This window comes from Paenibacillus pabuli, assembly GCF_039831995.1.
GTDB lineage: Bacteria > Bacillota > Bacilli > Paenibacillales > Paenibacillaceae > Paenibacillus > Paenibacillus pabuli_C.
The window spans coordinates 536999-550259 of the sequence record NZ_JBDOIO010000005.1; the positions used below are offsets into that span (position 1 = coordinate 536999).

The 13261-nt window shown below is 50.5% G+C and carries 12 protein-coding genes; 1 reads left to right on the forward strand and 11 read right to left on the reverse strand.

Features of this window, described 5'->3' with window-relative positions:
- Positions 1 to 96: 96 nt before the first annotated feature.
- Positions 97 to 1524 (reverse strand): hypothetical protein, encoded by a 1428-nt coding sequence (locus tag ABGV42_RS29135; protein WP_347384841.1) that lies wholly within the window; start codon positions 1522 to 1524, stop codon positions 97 to 99.
- Between the two features lie 291 nt (positions 1525 to 1815).
- Positions 1816 to 2331, reverse strand: coding sequence for a DUF2179 domain-containing protein (locus ABGV42_RS29140; protein ID WP_347384842.1), 516 nt, complete (start codon positions 2329 to 2331; stop codon positions 1816 to 1818).
- 304 nt (positions 2332 to 2635) lie between these two features.
- On the opposite strand from ABGV42_RS29140, the gene ABGV42_RS29145 reads away from it, so the two are divergent.
- On the forward strand, positions 2636 to 3796 hold the full coding sequence (locus ABGV42_RS29145) for a Leu/Phe/Val dehydrogenase (protein ID WP_347384843.1): 1161 nt from the start codon (positions 2636 to 2638) through the stop codon (positions 3794 to 3796).
- 267 nt (positions 3797 to 4063) lie between these two features.
- Here ABGV42_RS29145 and ABGV42_RS29150 read toward each other — a convergent pair whose 3' ends face one another.
- The 9 genes from ABGV42_RS29150 to ABGV42_RS29190 all read right to left on the reverse strand — a co-directional run bounded on the left by ABGV42_RS29150 (position 4064) and on the right by ABGV42_RS29190 (position 13193).
- A complete protein-coding gene (locus tag ABGV42_RS29150; protein ID WP_347384844.1) occupies positions 4064 to 5719 on the reverse strand; it encodes a hypothetical protein in 1656 nt (551 codons plus the stop codon).
- Between the two features lies 1 nt (position 5720).
- Entirely contained in the window at positions 5721 to 6506 is a 786-nt protein-coding gene (locus ABGV42_RS29155; RefSeq protein WP_347384845.1) for an ABC transporter ATP-binding protein, read from the reverse strand.
- 252 nt (positions 6507 to 6758) lie between these two features.
- Positions 6759 to 7397 carry a PepSY domain-containing protein gene (locus tag ABGV42_RS29160; RefSeq protein WP_347384846.1) on the reverse strand — a complete coding sequence of 213 codons (639 nt, stop codon included), beginning with the start codon at positions 7395 to 7397 and terminating at the stop codon, positions 6759 to 6761.
- A gap of 148 nt (positions 7398 to 7545) precedes the next feature.
- Entirely contained in the window at positions 7546 to 8337 is a 792-nt protein-coding gene (locus tag ABGV42_RS29165; protein ID WP_347384847.1) for a PepSY domain-containing protein, read from the reverse strand.
- A gap of 77 nt (positions 8338 to 8414) precedes the next feature.
- On the reverse strand, positions 8415 to 9803 hold the full coding sequence (locus ABGV42_RS29170) for a sensor histidine kinase (RefSeq protein ID WP_347384848.1): 1389 nt from the start codon (positions 9801 to 9803) through the stop codon (positions 8415 to 8417).
- Positions 9800 to 10543: a response regulator transcription factor gene (locus ABGV42_RS29175; RefSeq protein WP_347384849.1), complete on the reverse strand. Its 744-nt coding sequence runs from the start codon at positions 10541 to 10543 to the stop codon at positions 9800 to 9802. The genes ABGV42_RS29170 and ABGV42_RS29175 overlap by 4 nt, the downstream gene beginning before the upstream one ends.
- 47 nt (positions 10544 to 10590) lie before the next feature.
- Complete coding sequence (locus ABGV42_RS29180) at positions 10591 to 11235, reverse strand: SDR family oxidoreductase (RefSeq protein ID WP_347384850.1); 645 nt, start codon at positions 11233 to 11235, stop codon at positions 10591 to 10593.
- 306 nt (positions 11236 to 11541) lie between these two features.
- Positions 11542 to 12723: an NAD(P)/FAD-dependent oxidoreductase gene (locus tag ABGV42_RS29185; RefSeq protein ID WP_127537452.1), complete on the reverse strand. Its 1182-nt coding sequence runs from the start codon at positions 12721 to 12723 to the stop codon at positions 11542 to 11544.
- A 23-nt stretch (positions 12724 to 12746) separates the two neighbouring features.
- Positions 12747 to 13193 carry a DUF1641 domain-containing protein gene (locus ABGV42_RS29190; RefSeq protein WP_095290826.1) on the reverse strand — a complete coding sequence of 149 codons (447 nt, stop codon included), beginning with the start codon at positions 13191 to 13193 and terminating at the stop codon, positions 12747 to 12749.
- Between the last annotated feature and the right edge of the window lie 68 nt (positions 13194 to 13261).

Consider the following 13261-nt stretch of genomic DNA (forward strand, 5'->3'; position numbering starts at 1 on the left):
CAGGAGCACTCTTTGTTAATGAAAAAAAACGGTGAAGTGGTTTGGAATTCCCCATCGCTCAAGTCACTCATCCCAGTACCCGCTTCCGTTGGTTGTCTAGTAGCTCGTTTTCAGCCAATTGTCTTTGGACCAGGTTAATTTGCCTGCACCCGCTCCGCTGGAACCGGTAAGGCGTGCATTCAGTGTCGCCGGATCATCCGTGGTGTAGCTGTAAGGAAGGGACGAGAATCCGTTCCAGGAGAAGGCCTTCACTGCAGCCGGAACCGGGCTGAGCGGACTGCCTGAGGTATCACTGCTGCCGCGGAATGAGCTCCCGTCTAGCGAATACATCGTATCCGTCACCCGGATCTTGCCTGTATACGTGGCATCGGCCGGATCCGTCTGGTTATTGCGAACCGGGAACTGCACGTCTTGGATCACTGATTTCTCGACCAATACGGCCCCGCTTTCAGTGGAAATGGCTCCATTGCTGATGATATCAAAATGATAGCCTTTGGACGAGATCGCAGCGGCCATCGCCGACGTGATTCTGGATTTGGCCGCACGCGCTCCGGCCGCATCCATCACGATATTATAGGCGTGAGCGTTCCCTCCACGCAGACGCGGCATGCGATCCTGAATGTCCTTGTACAGGTTATGGTGCAGGGTCATGGACAGATTGGCGTTGGCTGATTCGAAACTCGTTGAGCCGACCAAATGCCCTTTTTTCTGAGGTGACGAAATGGCAATGATGTCTGCTTTGCTGAGTCCAACCGCACTGCTGCGCAGGTAGTTATACATCGGATAGGAAGCCTTGTTCGCTTCCAATTCATTAATCTGCTGGGTAACCCAGCTGTTCGCGCTGCCGTCATCCCCTTTGAAGAGAGACCAGGAAATGGTCACGCCGCCGGTTCCCTTTTTCGAATCGACAAGTCCGTCATAGGCTTTATTGAATGTGCAGTGGTCAATCCATACGTTGCTGTTCTCTTCAAGGGTAATATAATCCCAGTCGTTCTTGTCGTAGTCGCCTTTGGTCGCTTCATCCCATTCCCATAACTCGTCGAACTCAAGGTTACGAATAATGACGTTGGAACTGCGTTTAACGCTGATGGCTGCATGTTTGATCTTGGATCCGTTGGCCGAAAATATGGTCAGGCCATTGAAGCTGTCAATGGTCAGCTTGCTGATGCCCGTCTGTTTCAGTACCGGGTGAGTCAGTGCATCATTATGCTTCGCAAAAGGAGAGGTCTGGGCAGCGCTCGGAAGTTCGTTCCACCCCAGATTCAGGTCGTTCATGATCTCGACGACTTTGACACCGGAGTTCTTTTTCAGCGCCGCAGCCAGATCTGTTGCATTATATACCTTTTTATACTTGGACGTATCCGATTCGCTGATGGTGCCCCCGCCCGTGTTCCCTTGGGAGAAACCTGTAAGATTGTAATCCGCGTTTCCCGCTGCCTGTACACTTGTTGGTCCAGATAACAGGGTAAGCCCCAACGTAAGAGCCAGCGCGGCACTGCACCATGTTCGAATTTTGCTTTTCATCCAACCATTCCTCCCTGAATTATAATGAGTATGTCCGTCCATCTCTGCCAGCGCATGGCATGAAGGACATGTCCACAGCGTATATCCTGGAAGCGATTACAACAATAATCCCTATTTTAGGTTCGTGGTAACTGTTGTCGGAGCTGTATGCAGGCTGCATGGAGTGTACTCTAGGCAACCTCCAATCGTACGGAATTAACCTGGAGGAATTTCAGGGACATGGAGAATTCGTAATGAAACTGATACGGTCCACAAAAAAACAGACCTGCATCACTGCAAGCCTGCCTTGTCCTATTTCTTGATGGAGCGTGTCCAGAACCCGCCATGGAACTGCTTCGGTTCAACCGTGATAACGAATGCTTTCGGGTCCAGTTCCAGAATGGTCTGGTAGAGCAATTTCTGGTTTTTTCGTTTTGCCAGAATCTCCATGACCAAACGATCTCCGTCACGTCCACTGCCCACCCATGCGGTGACACCGTACCCTTTATCCCTCAGTGCATTGGCCACATTCCCGCCCATCTGATTACAGATCACTTTAACCGTAACGTAACCGAGCGCAATTTTCTCTTCGATCCAGGCACCCAGCAGTACACCCAGGCCGTAGCCTACGGCATAAACGATCAGTGCGGATGGTTGAGTCAAATACTTGAGGACCAGATTCAGCCCCAGCACATAAATGACGATCTCGCCCATGCTGATGAGCGCAGCGATGTATTTCTGTCCTTTGAGCGTCAGAATCATTCGCAGTGTATAGGCCGACACATAGACGATTTGGATCAAAAAGATAAATAACAATATGTTAAGCAACGGCAATCCCTCTTTCCTGGCACGCACACCGGTTGGACCCGCGTTCCGGGCCTCGGTCCGTTTCCTGTACGTTTTTCCATATCTCCATCATTGGACGTTATCCGGCCTTTTTAAACGGTTGAATGCAAATCTCCGGAAAATTGTTTCGGGTGGCATACCCGAACTGCCTTTGCTGAACCGGGTGTATCAATCAATTAACCCGGCCTAAAGCCCGGGGCGAAACCGGACGGATATGAATATGCTGAAGGATAAGCACAACGGAGCGTATACGTTAAGTACACGGAGACAAAAAGGGGGAAGGGCCATGCTGTTATGGCAGGAGATGGAGCGTGAAGGCCTCGAAGAACTCGTATTTTGTCATGATCCGCATAGTGGACTGCGAGCTGTCATTGCCATCCACAGCACCGTACTCGGGCCAGCACTGGGAGGATGCCGCTACTGGGCGTATGCTTCGGAGGAAGAAGCCGTTCGCGATGCGATCAAGCTGGCCAAAGGCATGACCTACAAAAATGCGGTTTCCAACCTGCCGTATGGCGGCGGAAAAGCCGTGGTCTGGGAGTTGCCTTCGGCAAAGGCCGCTAAGCCGGACACCGACAGTGGAAATGGAAGACATACTGCTGAAGATTCAATAGCGGTAGAATCGGGAGTTGAGCCGTCCGGCAGTAACAACTTGAACCGGAATGTCTCTCAACGTGCGCATATCTTCCGCACACTGGGACGCTTCCTGGAACGATTGAATGGACGCTATGTTACAGGTCTTGATCTGGGCACTACGGCAGCGGATATGGATCAGATCCGATTGGAGACCACCTATGTGACGGATACAACCGGGTCACTGGGGGCGCAAAATGACTTCACAGCCGAGATGACCGCCTATGGCGTGTATACAGGCATTGTGACCTCGCTGCACCACCAGGGGGTCACTTCCCTTCAGAGCATTCCCGTTGCCGTCCAGGGACTGGGCAAGGTTGGGCATGCCCTGTGCCGTCACCTGCATGCAGCCGGGGCACGGCTCATTGTGGCAGACGTTGTACCGGAACGTGTACAACGTGCCCTTGTGCAGTTCAGCGGCGCTACTCTGGCCGATCCGGCCCATATTCACGCCGCTGACTGCAAGGTGTTCGCCCCCTGTGCCCTAGGGGGCGTGTTGACCCCGGCAACGGTGGAGGAGCTTCGCTGCTCCATCGTTGCCGGGGCGGCGAACAACCAGCTCAGCCACCGGGAGCGGGTTGTTCGCCGCATGCAGGCGCGGGGCATTCTGTACGCGCCTGACTATGTGCTTAACGCAGGCGGCATCATCAGCACCGCCTACGAGCTGGAGGGTGCAGGGCCGGACCAGATCCGCCAGCGGGTGGCGGAAATTGCGGGTACTCTCACCCAGGTCTACCAAAGAGCTGATGCATCAGGCATCTCCACCGCTGATGCAGCAGACCGGATGGCTGAGGCCAGACTTGCTCAGCCATGATTGCGATCCCCCTTCCTTTTACCTCGACCAGAAGGCCAGAAAACTGCTCCTTCGTCTTTTACCAGGCGAGTGAACAAACGGCGCTGTGACGGAGCATTCCTATGAAAGACATCATGAACCGCATCTTGTTCACCAACAAAAAGCCAACCGGGTTCAGGCGAACCGGTTGGCCTTCTCTCTTATTATGTGTTGTTTATCTGGTGCTGTGTAGCTTGTATCGTGTATTATCGTGTTTTGTTCAGTCCATTACTTGTCTCCTCACTCACTTCAAACCTGAGCATGCACCCGCTTGACCCGGTATAACATGGTCCAGAGCAGCACATTCGCCACAATCAGAAGCCCGCCGAAGATCCATATGCCTCCTGGCAACGTGCGGAAGAAAACATGGATCCCCCATAACAAGGCAATCACCGGGAATGCCGCGAATACGAACCAGCCATCACTTTGTTGGGCAATACTAAAGGACAGGGAGAACGGCGGCTTGCGCAATAACAGTTTGCTTGTTAACGGAATCAGCGCCGTACCCACCAGCAGGATCACAGCCAGATCAGGCAGAATGCGCAGCCCGAATGTCCAGGTGAACACAATGGCATTCAGCAGAAAAACAGGCAAGAACATATTGCACATAAATGCCTTCAGTGCACCCTTATAGAGCACATTTTCATTCGCAATCGGTGCAGCCCGGAAGGTCCAGAATGCCTTGTATTGGCCCGAATATTTCAGCATGATAATCACCGAAACCACAAGAATCAGCATGATGTACAGCGTATAAAAGAACGATCCCTCTCTAAGCTCCGCCCATGTCGAGGACTGCAGCTGAGTGAACCAGAATACATAAGGCAGGACAAAGGATAATCCAATGGATGGGTATACCTTCAGCTTGAATTCCCGCTCATTCCGCATCATGCTCGCTGACAGCCGGAAACAGGCCTGCTCCTCCCCCGAACGGCAGAACGCTCTGGCAAGCGTGCGATCCCATGACCCTTTTCTTCGCCCCGAGGTCGATCCGGAATGGGCCATTTTCTCCAAATACAGTTCAAAGGAAGGCATCAGCTTCACATAGATAACCAAACTGATCATTGGAACAACAACAGCCAGCGCGCTGAAGGTATACAGCCATACATCCCCACCACCACCGAACAGCCATTCATATACAGCTGCATACCACACGGGAGGAAGTAAGAGCTGCCACCAGGCTGGCGTGAAGACCATGTCAAAATCTATGATACTGAATGACCGTGCAACCAGCTGATATCCAACAGCGATGCCAACGGATAACAAAATCTGTACCATGTTGATCATGTCTTTCAGCTTCTCTCCATCCAGAAACTTCATCATGAACAGGTAAACAAGAGATGTGGTGACCAGAATTAACATATTGATCAAAATGAGTTCCGCGATGAATAACAGGAAGAATCCGATGCCATGTGTGATTAAGCCTGCAACCAGTGGTACGGCTGTCAGGGAACCTGTCAGCAGCAGCAAATACACTCCGGCATGAATAACCCGGGCCATGCCAACCGTACGGGCATTCACCGGCTTGGTCATAATGATATTCCGATCCCGGATATCCAACAGCACGGACGAAAAGTCCGAGATCATGGATGTCATGATGATAAACATCAGCACAGCGGTGACCAGACCCATCTGGAGCATATAATGACCCGTATCCCAGACGACGAATGGCACCAGAAGCAAACCCATCAATCCGTACAACCAGAGGGACCGAAGATACAGGTTCCCTTCCTTCTGCTCCTTATTACCGCTTCGCGACGACAATACAGTCGGTACCCTACGCTGATCCATCTGAAATTTCACTTTCAATATAAGCCGCAGTACATCATAATCCGCACCCGTCTTGGTAATGATATGGCGAAAATGATCCAGGATCTTCAGTGTACGGAATTCGGACGATTCCGCCATATCAATACACCTCCTGCACAATCGATACAAAGCGTTCGGCAATCGCCTTATGCTCATTAAAGCCCGTTAATTGGTTAAACACCTCTTCAAGTGTGCCTTCCATGGACTGCTGCTGCAACTCCCTGAATGTCCCGTCTGCCATCACTCTTCCTTCCGCAATCAGGATGATCCGGCTGCTAATTTTCTCGACCACGTCCATGATGTGTGAGGAATAGAAGATGGTTGTACCTTTGGCCGACAGCTGTGACAAAATTTCCTTGACCACCATCACGCTGTTGGCATCCAGTCCACTGAGTGGTTCATCCAAAAACAACAGATCCGGATCATGCAGCAATGCCGAGATGAGCAGCACTTTCTGGCGCATCCCCTTCGAGAACGAGGCAATGCGGGAATGATAGGATCTCTCGAGTCCAAAGCAATCCATCAGCTGCTTCGCCTTGTAATCGGCATCCTCATAAGACAAACCGTACAGTTCTCCAATGAATGTCAGGTATTCTGCTGGCGTCAGTTGTTCGTACAGCTCTGCCACTTCAGGTACATAACCGATTCTGCGTTTATATTCCGTATCCCCATCCGCGATATCCTTGCCAAAGATGTGAACCTTGCCCACATATCCTTCAACCAGTCCCAGCAGGATCTTGACCGTGGTGCTTTTGCCGGCTCCATTCGGACCGATGTACCCGATCATCTCTCCCCGCTTCACCTCAAGATCAATTCCGTTCAGGACATAACGTCCGTTATAACGCATCCGCAAGCCTTCAATGGAAAGTACTTGTTCTTCGTTCACTTCGTTATCCAGCTCCTGTCTCTATCTATTTCTATAATTCTACTAGTTTACCACAGTTTAGGATGTTATGATCCAGATGAACATCATATCTTACAACAGACCCCTCCTAAATATGATAAATAGACAGCAAAAAGGACGCTTCATATGAAGCGTCCTTTACCGCGTGCATGCAGCTATCAAGATGGTGTTCTCTCAAGGTGCAGGAGCATGCTAACTTGTATTTATTTTTACGAGTGTCTTAACGTTCTTTCATTAATCCTCGTCGTCAAAATCCTGGTCAAAGGACAGCACTTTACCTGTATTGGCATCCACATCAACATCAGCTTCGCCATCCGCGGTTCTGATCTCGATCTCATAGACATAACGTCCGTCATCATGGTCGAGTTCAATTTCGGTTACTTTTCCACCTGTCACCTGTTTCAGGGCAATGGCAGAGGCTTGTGCTTCTGTCAGTTTAACCTGTTTCGCAGCTGATTGGTTGGAAGAATTACTTGTGGCAGAGCCATTGTAATTATAGTCATCATCGTCGTCATAGTCTTCATCATCTACGACTGCCAGGATCTTGCCTGTATAGGCATCCAGACGAACCACCACGTCATTGCTTCCTTTTCGGTCGATTTCAACTTCGTAGTAGGTTTGGCCGTTTCTGCGCTCCAGATCGATGTCATCCACTTTACCCTCAGCTGCTTTTAATGCTGCTGCTTTGGCTTGCGCTCCAGTCAGCAATTTACCAGTGCTGCCCTGATCTTGTGTGACCGACTGTGAGGTCGATGTTGGCGTCGTTTGTACGGACTGTCCGTTTACACTGCTGCTTGCCGCTACCGCCGATCCTCCAAGAAGTACCGCTGCCGAAATACTGCCAATCCATAGTTTGTGTTTGTTCATCATCATTCATCATCTCCTCGTTGTTGTTCTCGTTCTCGTCTACAGTTATAGAATAACCCGTGCGAATGAGAGATTAGCGAGAGTCAGATTAGAATTTGATGAGAAAATGACTAGAACATTCACAGTATCATGAGTTCCCTACTATTTATCCTGTTTAATCCTCTTCGTCTTCATCCCAGGTCACGGACCGGATTGCTCCGGATATAGCGTTCACCTGCACGATAGCTTCCCTGCCATCCTCCAGATCAATCTCCACCAAATAATAGGGATTCCCACTATTCGTGCCCCGGAGCTCGGTGTCATCCACTTCCCCGGGAACTCTGGCAAGTGCTTTTTGCTCAGCTTCCTTCTCACTCAGAAACTGTGGGGTATCGTCCTCTTTTGCCGGTTCCGAGGCTGGTGCATCCAACGTTTGGGAAGATTGCTTCTCCCCGTTATATGGATCAACCGTCCACTGCTCACGGCGATTATCCTTCATTTTCAATACGGCCAGGTACACCGGATTTCCCTGCTGTTCCACCAGTTCCAGTGATACCAGCTGCTCATCGGTTTGCTTGCGTAACTCTGTCTTGATCTGCTCTCGACTGAGCAGTGTTTTTTCTTCCGCTTGAGGATTGGATTCCAGCCGTTTAATGGCATTGACTGTAGCCGTTTCTGCATCCAGCTGTACATCATATAGCCCCGTTTCGGATCGAAGCTGCATGATGTACGTGCCGTCCTTCAATGTGGAATTTACAATTTCTCCAGGGTATTGTTCCAAAACTGCCTGAGCGGCTGCATCTGCACTCAGCATCACACGGCTTGATTGCCATGGTTGCCACCAGCCTACAATTACGACAAGCAGCACAGCCACAATACCAGCTCCCCACCATAGCGGTCGCCTTGAACTTCCTTTCGGCTGCTGCTGTTCCCGTTTCATTTCCGGTGGTCTCTGTGAATTTTCCAATTGGCCTCCCCCTTTCACACATGCATCTTACTCCCGTGATACTCTTGGCATCAGTATATAAGAGAAGAATGAGAATTTCATGAGAACGGGGCAGTCTGAACGGATACTGGCAAAATAATTGAAGCCTCGGTGCCTACGCCCTCGGTGCTCTTCAGTTCGACACGTGCGCCTATAGCCCCTGCGATGTCCCTCGCTAGAGACAATCCCAAGCCAGATCCACTTGCTCCGCCGCTGCGGGTCCTCGCCGGATCAACACGGTAGAAACGATCAAATACTTTGGACAGCTCTTCCTCCCGCATACCAATCCCCGAATCCACGATGCAAATCCGGCATTCCTGTCCTATGGATTCCAACTTGACCTCAATAGCATCTTCACTGTACTTGCGGGCATTATCCAGCAGAATAAACAGCATCTGCTTCAGCTTGCTTTCATCGCTGATCACCCAGATACTGCCCGGATCATCGCAATAGACTTCCCGGTGATAGGCTTCCCGAAAGGCTCGAGTGGAATTTTGGGCTAGACGTGTAATATCCAGCCGTTCCAGCTGTACGTTCCATTGTTCTGGCTGCTTCGCCAGCAAGAGCAGCTGTTCCGTCATCTCACGCATGCGAACGGATTCGGACAATATGGCTTCTACAGCCTCATCGAACACCTCAGGCCGCTCTTTGCCTCGTCGCTGCAGCAGACTGGCATAACTTTCGATAATGGTCAGCGGTGTTTTAAGCTCATGGGAAGCATCCGATACGAAACGCTCCTGCCGCTCAAAGTTGGATTCCAGCAAATCCATCATGCGGTTGAACGTCTGCCCCATGGTACTCAGTTCATCCTTCGATTGGGCAGCCAGCGGAAGCCGCTTGAACTGGCCGCTCGACTGAATATCACTCATGGTACGAGTCATCTGCTGAATCGGTCTTGTCATCCGGTTGGCCAGAATCCGGCTGGAGATAATGGCAGGAATCAATGCGATAATCGTTACGGCAACCAGGACTGTACGCAGCACAGACAGGCCATTCTCAGTATCTGCGACACTTTCGGTGACTTGTACATTCACCACTTCACCGTCAGGCCAGATTACCGGCACGGACACCCAGACATACTCCAGCTGTCCAACCCGTGTATATTCCGATTTTTTCTCACTCTCATACTTGTAGGGCAGCTTGCTCAGCGTCTCGTTCAACTGGGGCTCTGTCGCTGTCGTTACAGGATCGGAGCTGGTACCGTCCTCATTGACAATGCGCAGCATGCCTTCCACTGGCGCATAGGCACGCAGCAGGTCATCCGGCGGAATGGACTCGGCAGAATCGCGTACCCCCGTTACGATAGAACCTGCCTCAGCTTCGACCCGTTTGATTTCATTAGATATCGAGATCCGCTCGAATACGATATACACCGACAAGTTTACAGCGATGAGCAGCACCGCAAACAATACCGAGGAGTACCCATAAATTTTGCTCCGCAGACTCATGATTGCTCCTTCAGGACGTATCCAACACCCCGAACAGTATGTATTAAGGGTGAAGTGTACCCGTTATCTACCTTTTTGCGCAAATAACGGATATACACATCCACCACATTGGTATCTCCATAATAATCGTAACCCCACACCGCCTGTACAATCTGGTCTCGGCTCAATACCTGACGCTGATTCTGAAGCAGGTACACCAGCAGATCGAACTCACGTGGAGTAAGCTCGATGGGCATTCCATCCCGGGAGACCTCCCTTGTACCCTCATTCAACCTCAATCCAGCGGCAGTAAGCCAGCCAGTCTCTTCTTCAAGCGTATCGCTTGTTGAATCTTGATTGGCATGTACTGTAACCTCGGATGAAGAAGCGGCTGCAGTACTCAGTCGGAGTGCTGCCCGTACTCTGGCAAGCAGTTCTTCGATTCGGAAAGGTTTAGTAATGTAGTCGTTGGCACCAAGATCAAGTCCCGATACCTTGTCCTCGACGGAATCCTTCGCTGTCAGCATCAGGATAGGCACCATGGCATCTTTGGCACGAATTCGCCGTAACACTTCGATCCCGCTCAGACCGGGAAGCATAATATCCAGCAGAATCAAATCCCACTGGCCGCCATGATACATTTCCAAGCCTTCCGTACCACTCCCGGCCTTACCCACCTGATATCCCTCATACTGTAATTCAAGTTCAAGCAGGCGTGCGATTTTGGGTTCATCTTCAATCACCAGCACGGCTTCATTCATACAGAGTTCCCCCTCGTTCCATTCTCCCGATATCTTACAATAAGACGCTACAGTTTGCCCAATGCATCCTCCACGAGATCATCCCCGGCAATCAGGTCAAATGCCATGCGATACGTCTTCTCTTCCTGCAGGGATGCCGCGATAACACGAGCCACATCCTCGCGTGGTATGCTTCCTGGTTTCAGTTCTGTTCCTACGGCGATTTTGCCTGTTCCCGGTTCATTTTTCAAGCCACCAGGACGAATAATTGTATAATTCAGCTCGCTCGCAAACAGTGCGCGATCGGCATAATGCTTCGCTACATAGTATGGCTTAATGGCATCAGACCATTTCTCCCGCTGATCCGCACCAAAAGCACTGACCAAAATGTATCTGGAAATGCCCTGCTGGTGTGCGGCCTCCATTGTTTTCACAGCGCCATCGAGATCAATAAGGAGCGTCTTGTCTGCACCTGTAGAACCACCGGATCCTGCCGTAAATACGATGGCATCATGATCCTTCATCGCTTCGGCCAAATCGTTCACACTGCCCTCCAGATCGCCTATGACTACATTTGCACCCAACTGTTTCAATGCTTCTGCCTGTTCCGGTTTGCGAATCATTGCTGTCACCCGATGCTTGCTTTCCTGGGCCAGCTGTTCCACCAGCATCTTGCCGATTTGTCCGTTTGCTCCAATAACCAATACATTCATATGTCATACTCCTCTCGGTTAAACGGGTGTCCCCGTGTAGTTTTATCCTTCTCTGGACTTGCCTTTAATTTAAACGAAAGCCGGCGCTTCTAAGCGCCGGCTGCTGTGATCCAATCCGTTCAGCGCATTTACCGCGCAAAAACACTGCTTCCATATACATCTTAATATACCATACACCCCGTGCTGTCTATACCTTACAATGTTCATCCATTCCTACAGGCCTATTCAACTTCTATTGCTCCTAGGCTTGGTAGTAACGCAAAAAGGGTGCCCCAAGGGGCACCCTTATATGGATGGTTACTAAGATTAGTAAGCCAGTGCAAACAATCCGTGGATGTGAGACAGGTAACGGATGTTACTTGCTTCTTTCATCATGGTTGCTGGCAGACCTTTCAGACGAGTCTGGTTGCCACCGATCATGCCGACAGCATCCTTACGACCCAGACTTCCCAGTGTACCGGAGAATACTGGTGTGAAGGATTCCATTGCGCCACCTTTGAACATTACGCCCAGGTTGTGACCAATGGTTTCACCCATTTGCCAAGCCAGTTGTGCAGTTGGAGGATAAGGGCGAGCGCCTTCGCTAGGGAAGACCACTGCGCTGTCACCAGCAACGAACACATCTTTGTGGGATGTGGATTGCAGAACTTCCGTAACTTTAGCACGGCCGCGATCCACTTCAATTCCACTGTTAGCAACAACCGCATTACCTTGTACGCCACCTGTCCATACGAGTGTGTTCGTAGGGATGGAGCTGCCGTCTTTCAGCAATACTTCGTTTTCTTTCATCTCTGTGATCGCTACGCCAACGATGAAGTTAACGCCACGTTTCTCGAGACTCGATTTTGCACGGTCAACCAATTCTGGCGGGAATCCTGCAAGAATGGATGGACCTGCTTCAACGGTATACAGGGAGATATCGTTGAAATCGATACCTTTTTCTTGGCATACGCCTGGCAGCAGGTCAGCGAATTCGCCGACAAGCTCGATACCAGTCAAACCGCCGCCACCAATAACAAACGTTGCGTCTGCTTTGTTGCCGGATTGTTTGTAAGCATCCAGACGTGCTTCAACGTGTGCACGAATGCGGTTAGCATCGCTAACGGATTTCAGCGTGAAGCTGTACTCCTGCAATCCCGGAATTCCGAAGAATGCCGTTTCGCTACCCAGGGCAACGACGAGTGCATCATAAGAGTAAGTAGAGCCGCTGGTCATCAGAACTTTTTTCTCGTCCGGCTTGATTGTATCCACCGTATCGATTTTCAAGTTCACGTTTTTACCACGCAGCAATTTTTCAAGCGGAAGAGCAACTGCCTTTTCAGCAATGCTTCCTGCTGCAAGACGGTGCAGTTCCGTAATAATTTGGTGCGTAGGGTAACGGTTCACGACTGTAATTGTCGCTTCTTCCGGTGTCAGGTATTGACGCGCAGTCAGCGCAGTCAAAAGACCACCGTAACCTCCGCCCAAGATCAAAATTTGCTTCGACATATCCATCCTCCGTTCTTCTAATCTTAACGTTGCTGTTGTTGACGCTCGTTCAGAATGCTCAGGAATGATTGAGCAAAACGCAGCGTTTGTTGTACGTTTGGATCTTTAAGCATTTTGAGCATAGCGAACAGACCAACCGAAGTTTGCTCTGCTTGCGCACGATCACTTGCTTCGATTGCAGCGGAAGCTACACCTTTGGCTTTGTCTACAACTGGTTTAGCGAATTCACCCATTGCGCTCATTGTGTCGCTGATCAGAACTTTGTCTGTAGCTACGCTTTGTGCAAAGTCATAAGCTTTGGTCATGGCAGTAACCATTTCAGCCAGTTTAGGCAGGTTTTCAACCAGAACGGTCAGAGACTCCTGTACCTCAGGCTTCATCAGTTGATCGAGCACGTCCAAGGACTGGCGCTCGGAAACGTTGGCACCTTCTGTAACTGGCACCTCTTGTTGAGTAGGCGATTGTGACATAAGAGAAAGTCCTCCTTTACTTTGGGATAGAAGTCCGCGACTTTCATGATGCCTGTCAAGCAGAGCCG